The sequence below is a fragment of the Micromonospora sp. LA-10 genome (assembly GCF_051853095.1).
GTDB classification, from domain to species: domain Bacteria; phylum Actinomycetota; class Actinomycetes; order Mycobacteriales; family Micromonosporaceae; genus Micromonospora; species Micromonospora echinospora_A.
This window is the reverse complement of record NZ_CP195710.1, coordinates 994,341-1,009,679: the sequence shown is the minus strand read 5'-3', so window position 1 is coordinate 1,009,679 and position 15,339 is coordinate 994,341. Positions and strand designations below refer to the sequence as shown.

Below are 15,339 nucleotides of genomic sequence, written 5' to 3'. Positions count from 1 at the left end.
ATGACGACTCAGGCCCCGGTGGCCCGGAACTCGGGACCCGCTGTCTTCGCCGACATCGTGCGCGCACGCACCGGTGACGACCATCCCGGCCTGCTCTTCGAAGGCCGCACCATCAGCTGGGGCCAGATCGTGCAGGAAGCCGCCGACCGGGCCGCCGCCCTGAACGACGTGCCCCGGCCCGAAGGCCGGCCACTGCACATCGGGGTGCTCCTGGAGAACACCCCCGACTACGTGTACTGGATCTGCGCCGCCGCGCTGGCCGGCGCCACAGTGGTCGGGATCAACCCGACCCGACGTGGCGCCGAGCTGGCCCACGACGTGCGGCACACCGACACCGACCTGCTGCTCACCGAGGACCGCCTCGCCGGCCTCGTCGACGGGCTCGACCTGGGCATCCCCGCCGGGCAGGTGCACAACATCGACTCCCCGGAGTACGCCGCCTGGCTGGCCCGGCACGCCGGCGCGCCGGTGCCCACCGGCGGGACCGACCCTCGCGCCAACCTGCTGCTCCTGTTCTCCTCGGGCTCGACCGGGGCGCCCAAGGCGGTCATCTGCTCCCACGGGCGTCTCGCCGCGGTCTCCGAGGCGCTGCTGGCCCGCACCGAGCTGACCCGCGACTCGGTCACCCACCTGTCGATGCCGCTGTTCCACGGCAACGCCGTCATGCTCAATTTCGGCCCCGCCATGGTCTGCGGCGCGACGATCTCCATGGTCCGCAAGTTCTCCGCGTCCGGCTTCGTCCGCGACGTGCACGAGCACGGCGTCACCTACTTCAACTACGTCGGCCGGGCCCTGGCCTACATCCTGGCCCAGCCGGTCGACCCGCGCGACGCGACGAGCACGCTGCGGCGCGCCGTCGGCACCGAGGCCTCGGCCGCCGACATCGCCCGCTTCGCCGAGCGCTTCGGTGTCGACATCTCCGAAGGCTACGGCTCCAGCGAGGGCGTCATGCGGATCAACCGCACCCCCGAGACGCCGGCCGAGGCGCTCGGCGTGGCAGTCGCCGGCGCCGAGATCAAGGTGATGAACGAGGAGACCGGGCTGGAGTGCCCGCCGGCCCGGCTCGACGCGACCGGGCGGCTCCTCAACGCCGACGAGGCCATCGGCCAGATCGTCGGCGTCGGCATGGCGGCGAAGTTCGAGGGCTACTACAAGAACCCCGAGGCCGCCGCCGAGCGGGTCCGCGGCGACGACTTCTGGTCCGGGGACCTGGCCTACCGCGACGCCGACGGCTACTTCTACTTCGCCGGCCGCTCCTCGGACTGGATCCGCGTCGACAGCGAGAACTTCGCGGCCGGGCCCGCCGAGCGGATCATCGAGCGCTGGGACCGGGTGGCTGTCGCCCCCGTCTTCGCCGTGCCCGACCCGCGTACCGGCGACCAGGTCATGTGCGTGATCCAGCTGCGCAGCGGCGCCACCTTCGACCCCGAGGCGTTCACCGCCTTCCTCGACGCGCAGGCCGACCTCGGCACCAAGTGGCGGCCCCGCTTCGTGCGGATCGTCGACCAGATCCCCAGCACTGGTAACGGCAAGGTCGCCAAGCAGGTCCTGCGCCGTACCGCCTGGGTCACCACCGACCCCGTCTACGTCCGCGACGGCGCGTCCACCGCGTACCGCCCGCTGACCGAGGCGGACGTCCGGGACCTCGAGAAGCAGTTCGCCGACAACGGACGTGCCGCGCTCCTGCCGGCCACCTGACCTGCCGGCCCGCCCGGCACACCGACTGGCGCCCACGCCCCGAGAATGAGGAACATCCATGTACCTGGAGTACACCCCCGAGCAGCGAGAGCTGAGCAGGGAGCTGCGAGCCTACTTCGCGCGCCTGCTCACGCCTGAGGTCCGCGAGGCGCTCGGCGGTACCAACGAGGACCGCCCGGCGTACCGCGAGATCATCCGTCAGATCGGCAAGGACGGCCTGCTCGGGCTCGGCTGGCCCACGGAGTACGGCGGCCAGGGCCGCCCGGCGATCGACCAGTACATCCTCTTCGACGAGATCAACCGCGCCCAGGCGCCGTTCCCCTTCGTCACCATCAACAACATCGGCCCGATGCTGATGCGCTACGGCACCGAGGAGCAGAAGCGCAGGTACCTGCCGGGCATGCTGACGGGCGACGTCATCTTCGCCATCGGCTACAGCGAGCCGGGGTCCGGCACCGACCTCGCCTCGCTGAGCGCCCGGGCCGAGGCCACGCCCGACGGCGGCTGGGTCGTCAACGGCCAGAAGGTGTTCACCAGCGGCGTCAGCCAGGCCGACTTCGTCTGGATGGCCGTGCGCACCGACCCCGCCGCCCCGAAGCACAAGGGCATCACCATCCTCATCGTGCCGACGTCGGACCCCGGTTTCAGCTGCACGCCGATCGCCACCAGCGGCATCACCCACACCAATGCCTCCTACTACGAGGACGTACGCGTCGGCCCCGAGGCCCTCGTCGGCGAGGTCAACGGCGGCTGGCGCCTGATCACCGGCCAGCTCGGTCACGAGCGGGTGGGCCTGGCCGCGATGGGCGGGCGCACCGAGCAGCTGTGGACCGACGTCGCTGCGTGGGCCGCCGAGCCCGACGCCGACGGCAACCGCGTCCTCGACAAGCCGTGGGTGCGCACGGAGCTGGCCCGCGACTACGCCGAGCTGACCGCGATGCGCCTGCTCAACTGGAAGATCGCCGTGGTGGGGGAGGGCCAGAACCCGGCGCCGGCCGCCGCGTCGGTCGCCAAGGTCTACGGCACCGAGACCCACGACCGGGTCTGCCGCAACCTCGTCTCCGTCGTCGGGCCCCGCGCGACCCGGCGACCCGGCGCGCCGGACGCCGTCCTCGGCGGGCAGCTGGAGGCGTACACCCGCGGCTCCTACATCAACACCTTCGGCGGCGGCACCAACGAGGTGCTGCGCGACATGATCGCGGTCGCAGGTCTCGGCATGCCGAGGAAGGGACGTTCCGCATGAGCACCACGACGCACGCCCCCGCCCCCGACGCCACCGGCCAGGACGCCTTCCTCGCCCGCCTGCGCGAGTTCGTCGGCCTCGAGGCCACGCCCACCCGCTACGCCCAGGACGCCGTCAACCAGGCGATGATCCGTCACTTCGTCGAGGCGATGGGCGACGAGAACCCCGTCTACGTCGACGACCAGGCCGCCCGGGACACCGGCCGCGAGGGCGTCGTCGCCCCGCCGCCGATGCTGTCCACCTGGCTCATGGTCGGCTACAAGGCCCACGTGGCCGCCGCCGCGGGCGCCGCGCCGGACACCCCGATGGCCCGGCTGCTCGCGCTCCTGGCCGACGCCGGCTTCGTCGGGGTCGTCGCGACAAACGACGAGCACGAGTACGTGCGCGAGCTGCGCCTGGGCGACGAGATCAAGATGACCACGGTCATCGAGGACGTCTCCCCGCGCAAGACCACGGGGCTGGGCACCGGCCACTTCATCACGACGCTGCGCACCTACACCGACCAGAACGACGAGGTCGTGGCTCGCCAGCGCTTCCGCATCCTGCGCTTCGACCCGTCCGGCGCCAAGCCCGCCGCGCCGGCCGCGGCCGACCCGGCGCTGCGGCACAAGCCGTTCATCCTGCGCGACAACGCGTTCTGGTTCGCGGCCGCCGCGCAGCGCCGCCTCGTCATCCAGGCCTGCACCGACTGCGGCACGCTGCGCCACCCGCCCGGCCCGATCTGCCCCTCCTGCCACTCGTACGCGTGGCACGAGGTCGAGGCGAGCGGCCGGGGCACTGTGCACAGCTACGTCGTCAGCCACCACCCGAAGGCTCCCGGGTACGACTACCCGCTCACCGTCGTGCTCGTCGACCTCGAAGAGGGCACCCGCCTCGTCGCCGACTTCGTCGGGGACGCCGGCGAGGTCGAGATCGGCATGCCCGTGCAGGTCGACTGGCTCGACTACGACGAGAACCTCACGCTGCCGCGTTTCCGGGCCGCGACCTCCGCATCGGAGCCCACAGAAGAGGAAGGGAACTGATGGACTTCCAGCTCGCCGAGGAGCAGGTCACGGTCAACGGCCTGGCGCGCGACGTCTTCGCGCGCAACGGCGACCCGCAGCGGCTCTTCGACATCGAGGCCGGGCCGGACCGCTTCGACCGCGCCCTGTACCGCGACCTGGCCGAGTCCGGCATCCTCGGACTGCCCGTGCCCGAGGAGCACGGCGGCGCCGGGCTGGGCCTGTGGGAGATCGCCGGTGTCTTCGTCGAACAGGGCCGCACGCTGGGCACCGTCCCGCTGTGGGAGACCCTCGTCGGCGGCGTCCTGCCGCTGCTGCGCTACGGCAACGCCAAGCAGCAGGCCGAGTGGCTGCCCCGCGTCGCCGCCGGGGACACGGTCCTCACCGTGGCCGTCGACGACCTGACCGACGTCCGGCCGTACGGCGCCCGCGTTCGCGCGCGGTCCGGCGCCGAGCCCGGCGGTGACGGAGTCACCCTGAGCGGCACCGCGGTCGGCGTCCGTTCGGCGCACCTCGCCGACGCGATCGTCGTCCCGGCCACCGACGAGGCGGGCGCGGTCGGGCTCTACCTCGTGCCGACCGCCGGCGCCGGGGTACGCCGGGACACCTTCGAGCGCACCGACCGTGGACTCGCCGCCGACGTGCGCTTCGACGGCGCCGCCGCGGTGCTGCTCGCCGAGGGCCCCGAGGAGGACCGGCTCGACTGGCTGCTGCGCCAGATCTGGATCGCCGTGGCGGCGCTGCAGAGCGGCATCAGCCAGGCCGCCGTACGCCAGGCCGCCGACTACACGTCGGGCCGTGAGCAGTTCGGTGTGCCGATCGCGACCTTCCAGGCCGTCGCCCACCAGCTCGCCGACTGCCACATCGACACCGAGGCGATGGAGGTCACGTACCTCAACGCGCTCTGGCGCGAGACGACCGGGCGGCCGTCCCGCGCGGCGGCGCACGTCGCGAAGTACTGGGCCGCCGAGGCGGGCGACCGCGTCGCGCGCACCGTGCAGCACGTGCACGGCGGCATGGGCGCCGACGTCACCTATCCGGTCCACCGCTACATGCTCTGGACCACGCAACTGGCCAACACCGCCGGCTCGGGGGCCTGGCACCTGCAGCAGCTGGCGGACCTCGTCGGCGAGGGGGAGCAGCTGTGAGCGGCACGCAGATCACCATCGAGCAGGTGAGCCTCGGCGACACGCTGCCGGCGCTCGAGATCCCGCTGACCCGGACCGTCATCGTCGCCGGCGCCCTCGCGACCCGCGACTACGAGGACGTGCACCACGACCCGGCCCAGGCCGAGCGTCGCGGCACCCCCGACACGTACATGAGCATCAACCACACCAACGGGCTCGTCGGCCGCTACGTCACCGACTGGGCCGGCCCCGCCGCGCGCATGGTGCGCCTGAGCACCCGCCTCGGCGTGCCGAACTTCCCGGGTGACGTGATGCGGCTGACCGGTGAGGTCGTCGGCGTCGAGGAGGACACCGTGCGCGTCGCGGTGCGTGGCATGAACAGCAAGGGTGGGCACGCCATCTCCGAGGTGACCGTGCGCCTGCCCCGCGGATCGGAGCAGTGACGTGACGTCCAACTTCCTGTCGGGTCGCACCGCGGTCGTCGGCATCGGCGCGACGGAGTTCTCGAAGGACTCCGGCCGCAGCGAGCTGCAACTGGCCGTCGAGGCCGTCTCGGCGGCCCTGGCCGACGCGGGCCTGAGCGCCGCCGACGTCGACGGCATGACGAGCTTCACCATGGAGACCAACCCGGAGAACATGATCGCCCGCAGCCTGGGCATCCCCGAGCTGAAGTTCTTCTCCCGGATCCCCTACGGCGGCGGCGGCGCCTGCGCCCCCGTCCAGCAGGCCGCCATGGCCGTCGCGAGCGGGGTCGCCGACGTCGTCGTGGCGTACCGCGCCTTCAACGAGCGCTCCGGCGTCCGCTTCGGGCAGGGACCTCCGCCGGCGAAGACCCAGGCCACCTCGGACAACGAGTACCGCTCCTGGATCAACCCGTACGGCCTGCTCACCCCGGCCCAGCACACCGCGATGTTCGCCCGTCGCTACATGCACAGGTACGGCGCGACCAGCGAGGACTACGGACGGGTGGCGGTGCTCGCCCGCAAGCACGCCGCGAACAACCCCAAGGCGTGGTTCTACGGCAAGCCGCTCACGCTCGAGGAGCACCAGGCCTCCCGCTGGATCGCCGAGCCGCTGCACCTGTTCGACTGCTGCCAGGAGACCGACGGCGGCCAGGCGATGGTCGTGGTCAGCGCCGAGCGTGCCAAGGACCTGCCCTCCACCCCGGTCTACATCCGGGGCGCGGCCCAGGGCCTGGGGCCCGACCAGTACCAGATGGTCAGCTACTACCGCGACGACCTGACCCGGATCCCCGAGGTCGAGCTCTGCGCCCGGCAGTTGTGGGCCCAGTCGGGGCTCGGCCCCGCCGACATGGACGCGGCGATCCTCTACGACCACTTCACGCCGTACGTGCTCAACCAGCTGGAGGAGTACGGCTTCTGCGGTCGCGGTGAGGCCAAGGACTTCATCGCCGACGGCAACCTGGAGGTCACCGGCTCGCTGCCGACCAACACCCACGGCGGCCAGATCGGCGAGGCGTACCTGCACGGCACGAACGGTGTCGCGGAGGGCGTCCGTCTCGTCCGGGGGACCTCGACCAACCAGCCCGACGGCGTCCGCAACGTCCTCGTGACCGCGGGCGTCGGGGTTCCCACCAGTGCACTGATCCTCTCCGCGGAGGGCTGAGACGCCGGCCACCACCACAGACCCGAAGGCCGTCAGCGACCCACGGATCCCGTCCGGCAGCCGTCGAACGGGACAACACCACCTCTGATCAGCCGGAGCGATTCGGCTCATGTTTAGGAAGGATGAGAATGGGCGTCAACATAAGGGCCCGCAAACGTGTGGTCGCGTTGATCAGCATCGGGGCTCTCGCGCTGGCCGGCTGCAGCTCGCCGGACAACTCCGGCAGCAGCAGCAGCGCCGCACAGGGCGAGATCGACACGTCGGCCGTGCTCAAGTTCGCGTCGGCGGGTCCGTTGCGTGACCTCGACCCGGCCGTCCAGACGAGCTACGGCGCCTGGGGCTACCTGTTCCTCGTCTGGGACCGGCTGACCATGCTCGACAAGGACGACAAGATCGTCCCGGGCCTGGCCAAGGAGTGGAACTTCGTCGAGGACGGCAGCGTCCTGGAACTCAAGCTCCGGGACGACGTGAAGTTCCACGACGGCACGCCGTTCGACGCCGAGGCCGTCAAGGTCAACATCGAGCGCGGCAAGACCCTCGAGGGCTCGACCCTCAAGAGCGACCTCGCCGACATCGAGTCCGTCGAGGTCGTCGACGCGACGACCGCGCGCCTCAAGCTGGTCAAGGGCAAGGGCGTCCAGTTGCCCGCGTCCTTCACCGGCACGGCCGGCATGATGGTCAGCCCGAAGGCGATCAAGGACGGCGCCGACATCAAGAACAATCCCGGGACTGCCGGTTCCGGCCCGTACATCGCCACCCAGCTCGTCCCCCAGGAGAAGCTCGTCCTCAAGCGGGCCGACAACTACTGGGACCCGAACGTCGGCCGTCTCGGCGGCATCGAGCTGCAGCGCGTGCCCGACGCCGCCGCCCGCCTCAACGGCCTGCAGAGCGGTCAGGTCGACCTGGCCCCGCTCAGCTCGGCCGGCGAGATCGCGACGGTGGAGAAGATCGTCACCCCGGGTAGCGGTCTCCAGCAGCACCAGGTGAAGTTCAAGAACGTCGTCGGCGTCTACATGCGCGCCAACAAGGGCGCGGTCGCCAAGCCCGAGGTCCGCCAGGCGATCGCCCACGCGGTCGACCCGGAGGCGATCAGCGCGCTCTTCAGCGGCTACTGCACGCCGACGCGCCAGGTCGTGCCCGAGACGGACCCGAGCCGCATCCCGAACTACACCTACCCGTACGAGTTCAGCGTGGACAAGGCCAAGGCCCTCGTGCAGCAGGCCGGCGGCGCCAAGGTGTCCGTCACCTTCGCGGCGGGCACGAACGCCGAGCAGCCGGCCAACGTCGTGCAGGCGTCCCTGCGGGCCGTCGGCATCGACGCGACGCTCAACCCCGTGCCCAACACCGAGAACGAGCCGCGCTTCATCGCCGGCGACTTCGAGCTGATGGTCGGCACGTCGTGGAGCCCGAAGGCCGACCCGGCGGCGACTGTGAACACCTACCTGCTGAACACGTACAAGCTCGCCGCGGACCCCTCGCTCATCGCGGACAAGGCGGCCGAGGCCGCCAACCCCACGCTGTCGATGGACAAGCGCGCCCCGCTGTACCAGGACATCTGGAAGACGACGCTCGAACAGGCCTGGTTCCTGCCGCTGTGCAACCAGACCAACGCGAACGTCTCGAAGGCGAACATCGTCGGCACCGACAACATCCCGATGTCGAACATCGGCATCTGGGACCTGCGCCACGTCGCCGTGAAGAAGTAACCGGTCGCTCCTGACCACCGGTGGCGTCGCCGCCGGACCACCCGCTGCGGCGGGGGCCGGCGGCGACACCACCGGCCTTGCCGGCACCAGGCCGTGTGAGGCGCAGTCCCAGGCACACGCTCAGAGTCGAGGTAGGACATGATCCGCTACGCCAGCAGGCGTCTACTCGCGGCAATACCCCTGCTGTTCGTCGTCCCGCTGCTCGTCTTCGCCCTGATCGAACTCGCCCCGGGCGACCCGGCCGTCGTGCTGGCCGGCGACGAGCCGACCCCGGATCGGGTCGAGGCGATCCGCGAGGAACTCAACCTCAACGCTCCGGTCCTGGTGCGCTACGCCATGTGGGTCGGCGACGTCCTGCGCGGCGACCTCGGCACGTCCTTCCTCTCCGATCAGACCGTCATCGAGCTGCTGACGCGGCGGATGGCCACCACGATGTCGCTGGTGCTCGTCGCGATGATCTTCGCCGTCGTGCTCGGTGCCACCCTCGCCCTCGTGGCCACGCTGCGCTCCGGCGGCATCGTCGACCGGGTCGTCAACGGGCTCGCCTCGGTCGCGATCGCCATCCCGGGCTTCTGGTTCGGCCTGGTGCTCGCCTCGGTCTTCGCGGTGGGGCTGCAGATGTTCCCGGCATTCGGCTACCAACCGCTGGCCGACGGCTTCTGGCCGTGGCTCTCGCACCTCGTCCTGCCGGGCATCGCCCTCGGTCTGCTCCCCGCGGCCGAGGTGACACTGCAACTCCGCTCGGCGCTCGGGCAGGTCATGAAGACCGACTACGTCCTCAACGCCGAGGCCAAGGGGCTGTCGCGCGCCAGCGTGGTGTTCAAGCACTCCCTGAAGAACGCGTGCATCCCCGTCGTCACCGTCCTCGGCTTCCGCGTCGCGGAGGTCCTCGCCGGATCGGTGACCATCGAGATGATCTACAACATGCCGGGCCTCGGCCGTACCGCCATCGAGGCGGTGCAGGGGCGTGACATCCCGGTGCTGCTCGGCTTCGTCCTGTTCAGCACGACCGTCGTCGTGCTCGTCAACCTCATCGTCGACATCTCCTACGGCTACTTCAACCCGAAGGTGCGGTCATGAGCACGAACCAGACCCCCTCGGCGCCGGCGCCGGGGAACGACCCGCACGACTCCGGCAGCCTCGCCGACACCGTCCGCGCCGAGGTGCCGACGGCAGCCATCGGCACGGGCGACCCGGAGCCGGTCGCCGCCCCCGGCATCCTCAAGAGCATCGTGCGTCGCCCCGCGACGATCGTGGCCGGCGTCTTCCTGCTCGTGCTGACCTTCATCGCGATCTTCGCCCCGGCCCTGGCGCCGTACGACCCCGACGTGCAGAACCTGTTGCTGCGGCTCCGGCCCCCGAACGCCGAGCACTGGCTGGGGACCGACGACTACGGCCGGGACGTGCTGAGCCGGCTCATCTTCGGGGCGCGGGTCTCGCTCTGGGCGGCGCTGCAGGCCGCGGCCGTCGCGCTCGTGCTCGGTCTGCCGCTCGGCATGGTCGCGGGCTACCGCGGCGGCTGGGTCGACGCGATCCTGACCCGCATCATGGACGCGCTCATGAGCGCCCCGTCGCTCGTGCTGGCGATCACCATCGTCGCGGTGCTCGGCGCCGGCATCACCAACGCGATGCTCGCCATCGGCCTGGTCATGGCCCCGCGCTTCTTCCGGGTGGCCCGCGCCGGCACGATGGACGTGCGGCACGAGACCTACATCGAGGCCTCGATCGCCCTGGGCTGCAGCACCGTACGTACCGCGGTGCGGCACGTGCTGCCCAACGTGCTGCCGCCGATCATCCTCGTCATCTCGGTGTCGCTGGGCACCGCCGTCGCGGCCGAGGCGAGCCTGAGCTTCCTCGGGCTCGGCGTCCAGGCCCCCGCGGCCAGTTGGGGCTCGATGCTCTCGACTGCTTCGTCGAACATGCGCCTCGCGCCGTACCTCGTTTGGCCGCCCGGCGTGATGATCTTCCTCGCCGTCCTCGCCTTCACCTACGTCGGTGACGGCGTCCGTCGCGCCCTCGTGCGCACCCGCTCGGGCAACTGACCGCCCGGCAACCACCAGGAGCTGACATGGCACGTGAAACGGCGTCCGGCGGTACCGCCGGCACCAGGACCGACGCCACCGGCGGGGCGGCGGACCTGCTGCGCGTGGAGAACCTGAACGTCGAGTTCCCCTCGCCCTCGGGCGGGTGGCAGACGACCGTCCAGGACGTCTCGTTCTCGCTCAAGCCGGGAGGGTCGATGGCCCTGGTCGGCGAGTCCGGGTCGGGCAAGACGGTGACCTCCATCGCGGTGATGGGCCTGACCGGGGCGACCGGAGGGCGGATCGCCTCGGGCCGGATCGTCTTCGACGGCGTGGATCTCACCGCGGGAACCCAGAAGCAGTGGCGGGACCTGCGCGGCCCGGGCATGGGCATGATCTTCCAACAACCGATCCGCAGCCTGAACCCGGCGTACACCGTCGGGGACCAGATCGCGGAATCGGTGCGCAAGCACCTGGGGATGAGCCGCAAGCAGGCCCGGGCCCGCGCCGTCGAGATGCTCGAGATGGTGCAGATCCCACGGGCGGCGCAGCGGGTCGACGACTACCCGCACGCGTTCTCCGGCGGCATGTGCCAGCGCGTGATGATCGCGATGGTCATGGCGTGCAACCCGCGCCTGCTCATCGCCGACGAGCCGACGACAGCGCTCGACGTGACGGTGCAGGAACGGATCCTGGAGCTGCTGCGCGACCTGCAGGAGCAGACCGGAGTGGCGCTTCTGTTCGTCAGCCACGACCTCGCGGTGGTGGCCGAGCTGTGCCGGGAGGTCGTGGTCATGTACGCCGGTGAGGTGGCCGAGAACGCGCCCTCGGAGCAGCTGTTCTTCAACCCGCGGCACCCATACACGTCCGGCCTGATCGGCTCGATCCCGAAGCCGGGCCTGAGCACCGACCGGCGGCTGCGCGCGATCCCCGGTGGCATCCCGGCGCCGGGCGCCTGGCCGCACGGGTGCCGGTTCACCAGCCGGTGCGAGTTCGCCGTGCCGGGGCGGTGCGACGTGGCCCACCCCGACCTGGTCCGGCTCGACGGCGCCGCCGAGCACCGTGCGCGGTGCGTGCGGGCCGCGGAGCTCTCTCTGGATGGAGTGACGGTCTGATGAGCCTGCTCGAAGTCGAGAACCTCACGAAGTCGTTCAGTTCCGGCCGGGACTGGCTCGGCCGGCGTACGAAACTGGTGCACGCGGTCAAGGGGGTGAGCTTCACCCTGGAGCGCGGTGAGTGCCTCGCGGTCGTCGGCGAGTCCGGCGCGGGCAAGTCGACGGTGGGGCGCATGGTGCTGCGCCTCATCGAGCCGAATTCCGGCTCGGTGACCTTCGACGGGGTCGACGTGCTGGCCACGAAGCCGAAGCAGCTGCGCGCGCTGCGCCAGCGGATGCAGATGATCTTCCAGGACCCGTACAGCTCGCTCGACCCGCGGATGACGATCAAGGACGCGGTCGCCGAGCCGCTCCTCGTGCACACCGACAAGGGCCGGAGCACGCGGGAGAAGGAAGCCGTCGAGCTGCTCGACAAGGTCGGCATCGGCTCGCGCTACCTGGAGCGCTATCCGGCCGAGCTGTCCGGCGGCCAGTTGCAGCGGGTCGCGATCGCCCGGGCGCTGACGATGAAGCCGAGCCTCATCGTCTGCGACGAGCCGGTCGCGGCGCTGGACGTGTCGGTGCGGGCGCAGGTGCTCAACCTGCTCCGGGACCTGCAGGAGGAGCTGGGTCTGGCGTACCTGTTCGTCTGTCACGACCTGGCTCTCGTCGAGGTCATCGCCGACCGGGTCATGGTGATGGCCTCCGGTGAGGTCGTGGAGACGGACACGACGGATCAGATCTTCGCCAACCCGCGGCAGGAGTACACGAAGAAGCTGCTCGCGGCGATCCCCGTGCCGCTGCCGCGCGATGCGCAGGGCAACCGGCTCGTCGCGCCCGGAAAGGTGGGCTGAACGGTGACCGGTACGACGGGACCGACCCGGACGCAACTGCTGGCGCAGTTCGCGACGACGCGCGACGAGGAGATCCCCGAGTCGGTACGCGACTACGGCAAGCTCGTCCTGCTCGACTCGCTCGTCTGCGGGCTGGCGGCGGTGCGGCTGCGGCGCAGCCGCATGGTCCAGCAGGTCGCCGCCCGGTTCGGCGGCCCGGCCGAGGCGACGGTGTTCGGGCTGGAGCAGCGGGTCGCGGCGATCAACGCCGCGCACGCCAACGCGGACATGATGAACGCGCTGGACGCGGACGACACCTTCTTCAACTCGGCGCACTTCGCGGTGTTCGGCGTCGCGGCCGGGCTGGCGGAGGCCGAGCGGCTGCACGCCGACGGGGCGAGCCTGCTGCGCGCGAGCATCATCGCCTTCGAGATCAACGCGCGGCTGAACCTGTCGACCTCGCTCATGGCCTTCGAGGACGGCCAGTTCCGCTGGTCGCCGCTGTCGTCGCACGGGTACGCCTCGATGGGTACGGCCGCGGCATGCGCTGTCGTCGGCGGCTGGGAGCCGGAGCGGCTGGCCCACGCGCTGGGCCTGGTCGCCTGGCTGGCCCCGCCGGCGAAGAACTCCTACATGGCCGAGCGGCGCTCGTTCAACGCGTTCAAGTACGGCCCGTACGGCGCGATCGCGCACGCCGGGATGCTCGGCGCGGCGCTGGCCGAGGAGGGCTACACCGGCGACCTGGACGTGCTGGACCGCACCCCGGGCTTCATCGAGGCGATGGGCTTCCTCGGCGGCGAGCGGCACGAGATGGTCGCCGGGCTGGGTTCGAAGTGGTGGATCAGCGAGACGTCGCTCAAGCCGTACCCGACGTGCCGTTTCACCCACGCGGCGCTCGACGCGATCCGCGCGTTCCCGAGCACCCACGGGGTGCCGGTGTCGCAGATCGAGTCGATGGAGATCCGGCTGAGCCCGGCGGCCTACCGGACGTTGCAGTTCCGGGAGCCGGCCCCGGCGATCCCGGACACGGTCGCCGCGCCGCTGGACGGCGCCTTCAACATGCCGTACGCCGCGGCGCTGGCGCTGCTCGGGCACGCCCCGGGGCCGCAGTGGTACGACCCCGAACGACTGGCCGACCCGGCCGTGTGGGACCTGGCGCGCCGGATCACGACGGCGCCCGACCCGGTGCTCGACGCGGAGTGGGAGGCCGACCTCCGGGAACACCCGGGCGGCCAGATCCGCCGGACCCGGGGCGCGCTGACGATCCGGGCCGGTGGCCGGGAGTACGTCGTCGAGTCGGACTTCGCCCAGGGCGACCCGTGGGACGACACGACGCGGGCGGACTGGGACTTCGTGGCCGGCAAGCTGGCCTCGTTCTGCGACGGGATCCTCGACGCGGGCACGCAGGAGCGGCTCGTCGAGGTGGTCCGGGGCATCGACGACGTCGCCGACGTCGCCGAGACGCTGTCCCCGCTGCTGGCGCGTGCGCGATGAGCCGACCGGACCGGATCGGCGCGGAGACGAGGTCGTTCGCCTCGTACGGGCGGTCGTGGCTGATCGTCATCCGCGGGCCGCGCGGGATGGCGTTCGACCGGTTTCTCGTGCGACGGACCGGGTTCTCGCTCGTGTCGTTGCAGTACGCGCTGGCGGGCCGGTTCCCGTACAACCCCACGCTGCTGCTGACGACTGTGGGCCGGCGTTCCGCCGAGCTGCGCGACGCGGCGCTGCCCTACGTGCCGTACGGGAAGGATCTGGTGGTCGTCGGCTCCAAGGGCGGCGGCCCCAAGGACCCGGCCTGGGTGGTCAACGCGCGTCATCACGAACTCTGCTGGATCGTGCTGCGGCGCAGGACGATCCCGGTCCGGGCGCGGGTGACCGACGGCGAGCGCGACCCGGAGCTGTTCGCGCACGTCGTGGCGCGCAAGCCGAACGTGGGACGCTACGCCGAACGGGCTGCGGGCTTCGGGCGGCAGATCCCGCTCGTCGTCCTGACCGCCGTCTCGGGGGAGTCGCTCACCTGAGCGGCTCAGCCGGTCGTGAGGACGATCCGCCCGACGAACTCGGACGCCTCCAGCCGGTCGTGCGCGACCGCTGCCTGCTCGAGCGGGTACGTCGCGGCGACCGCTGGGGCGGCGGTGACGGCGGAGAGGGTGAGGGCCTCGCGTAGCTGGCGTGCCACCGCCTCGGGCCCGGGCCGGCCGATGCCGCGCAGCGTCCAGCCCTTGACCATGAGGCGACCCAGGTGCAGGTGGGCGTGGCTGTCGGCGGTGACGCCGCAGGTGACCAGCCGGCCGCCGGGGGCGAGGACCTTGAGCACGTCGGACCAGAGGGTGCCGCCGACCGACTCGACGATGACGTCGACCTCGCCGCCGGGCAGGGCGGCACGCAGGGACTCGACGACGTCGGGGCGGTAGTGGTCCACGACGTCGAGAGCGCCGAGGGCGCGTACCGCGTCGGCCTTCGCCGGGGCACTGGTGCCGAAGACGCGCGCGCCCAGGTGGTGGGCGTACTGGACGGCGAAGGTGCCGACGGCGCCCGCGGCGGCGACGACGAGGACCCGTTCGCCGGGGCGTACGCCGGCGAGGTTGACGACCGCGTCGTAGGCGGTGCGTCCGGCGGTGGGCACCGCCGCGGCGCTGACGGCGTCGAGCGCGGCCGGTCGCGGGAAGCAGTGTGTGGCCGGGACGACGGCGAGCTCGGCGTGGGTGCCGGTGGTCAGCCCGACGACCGCGTCGCCGGGAGTGAAGCCGGTGACGCCGGGACCGGTCCGCACGACGGTGCCGGCGACGTCCCGGCCGAGGATCGTGGGGCCGGTGACCGCCATTCCGTGGGTGCCGCGACGGATGTAGGTGTCGACCCGGTCCAGGCTGGCCGCCTGGACCCGCACGAGCACGTGACCGGGGCCGGGCGCCGGGGCCTCGAGCCGGCCGAGACGCAGGCTGTCGGGGGATCCGGAGTCGACGACGTAGCTGGCGAGCACGCGATTCCTC

14 protein-coding genes are annotated in these 15,339 nt (G+C 71.5%); 13 read left to right on the top strand and 1 reads right to left on the bottom strand.

Translation table 11 applies throughout. The features are described from left to right. The 13 genes from ACSDG8_RS04815 (at window position 1) to ACSDG8_RS04755 (ending at window position 14,370) form a co-directional block, all read left to right on the top strand. Entirely contained in the window at window positions 1-1,698 is a 1,698-nt protein-coding gene (locus tag ACSDG8_RS04815; protein ID WP_439427685.1) for an AMP-binding protein, read from the top strand. 58 nt (window positions 1,699-1,756) lie between these two features. Then, window positions 1,757-2,941 (top strand): acyl-CoA dehydrogenase family protein, encoded by a 1,185-nt coding sequence (locus tag ACSDG8_RS04810; protein WP_210890773.1) that lies wholly within the window; start codon window positions 1,757-1,759, stop codon window positions 2,939-2,941. Continuing rightward, window positions 2,938-3,963: a bifunctional MaoC family dehydratase N-terminal/OB-fold nucleic acid binding domain-containing protein gene (locus ACSDG8_RS04805; protein WP_210890776.1), complete on the top strand. Its 1,026-nt coding sequence runs from the start codon at window positions 2,938-2,940 to the stop codon at window positions 3,961-3,963. Before ACSDG8_RS04810 ends, ACSDG8_RS04805 begins: the two co-directional genes overlap by 4 nt. Beyond that, window positions 3,963-5,090 carry an acyl-CoA dehydrogenase family protein gene (locus tag ACSDG8_RS04800; RefSeq protein ID WP_439427684.1) on the top strand — a complete coding sequence of 376 codons (1,128 nt, stop codon included), beginning with the start codon at window positions 3,963-3,965 and terminating at the stop codon, window positions 5,088-5,090. Before ACSDG8_RS04805 ends, ACSDG8_RS04800 begins: the two co-directional genes overlap by 1 nt. Continuing rightward, a complete protein-coding gene (locus ACSDG8_RS04795; protein ID WP_439427683.1) occupies window positions 5,087-5,512 on the top strand; it encodes a MaoC/PaaZ C-terminal domain-containing protein in 426 nt (141 codons plus the stop codon). The genes ACSDG8_RS04800 and ACSDG8_RS04795 overlap by 4 nt, the downstream gene beginning before the upstream one ends. Before the next feature lies 1 nt (window position 5,513). Beyond that, entirely contained in the window at window positions 5,514-6,695 is a 1,182-nt protein-coding gene (locus tag ACSDG8_RS04790; protein WP_439427682.1) for a lipid-transfer protein, read from the top strand. A gap of 128 nt (window positions 6,696-6,823) precedes the next feature. Further along, window positions 6,824-8,401 (top strand): ABC transporter substrate-binding protein, encoded by a 1,578-nt coding sequence (locus tag ACSDG8_RS04785; protein WP_210890782.1) that lies wholly within the window; start codon window positions 6,824-6,826, stop codon window positions 8,399-8,401. A 138-nt stretch (window positions 8,402-8,539) separates the two neighbouring features. Continuing rightward, window positions 8,540-9,481, top strand: a complete 942-nt coding sequence (locus tag ACSDG8_RS04780) for an ABC transporter permease (RefSeq protein WP_210890784.1) — start codon at window positions 8,540-8,542, stop codon at window positions 9,479-9,481. Then, on the top strand, window positions 9,478-10,443 hold the full coding sequence (locus tag ACSDG8_RS04775; protein WP_210890786.1) for an ABC transporter permease: 966 nt from the start codon (window positions 9,478-9,480) through the stop codon (window positions 10,441-10,443). The genes ACSDG8_RS04780 and ACSDG8_RS04775 overlap by 4 nt, the downstream gene beginning before the upstream one ends. Before the next feature lie 26 nt (window positions 10,444-10,469). Beyond that, on the top strand, window positions 10,470-11,537 hold the full coding sequence (locus ACSDG8_RS04770; protein ID WP_210942721.1) for an ABC transporter ATP-binding protein: 1,068 nt from the start codon (window positions 10,470-10,472) through the stop codon (window positions 11,535-11,537). Further along, window positions 11,537-12,370, top strand: coding sequence for an ATP-binding cassette domain-containing protein (locus ACSDG8_RS04765; RefSeq protein ID WP_439427681.1), 834 nt, complete (start codon window positions 11,537-11,539; stop codon window positions 12,368-12,370). Before ACSDG8_RS04770 ends, ACSDG8_RS04765 begins: the two co-directional genes overlap by 1 nt. 3 nt (window positions 12,371-12,373) lie before the next feature. Next, on the top strand, window positions 12,374-13,843 hold the full coding sequence (locus ACSDG8_RS04760) for an MmgE/PrpD family protein (protein WP_439427680.1): 1,470 nt from the start codon (window positions 12,374-12,376) through the stop codon (window positions 13,841-13,843). Further along, window positions 13,840-14,370, top strand: a complete 531-nt coding sequence (locus tag ACSDG8_RS04755; RefSeq protein ID WP_439427679.1) for a nitroreductase/quinone reductase family protein — start codon at window positions 13,840-13,842, stop codon at window positions 14,368-14,370. The genes ACSDG8_RS04760 and ACSDG8_RS04755 overlap by 4 nt, the downstream gene beginning before the upstream one ends. A 5-nt stretch (window positions 14,371-14,375) precedes the next feature. On the opposite strand, the gene ACSDG8_RS04750 is transcribed toward ACSDG8_RS04755, so the two are convergent. Continuing rightward, window positions 14,376-15,329, bottom strand: a complete 954-nt coding sequence (locus ACSDG8_RS04750; protein ID WP_439427678.1) for a quinone oxidoreductase family protein — start codon at window positions 15,327-15,329, stop codon at window positions 14,376-14,378. Between the last annotated feature and the right edge of the window lie 10 nt (window positions 15,330-15,339).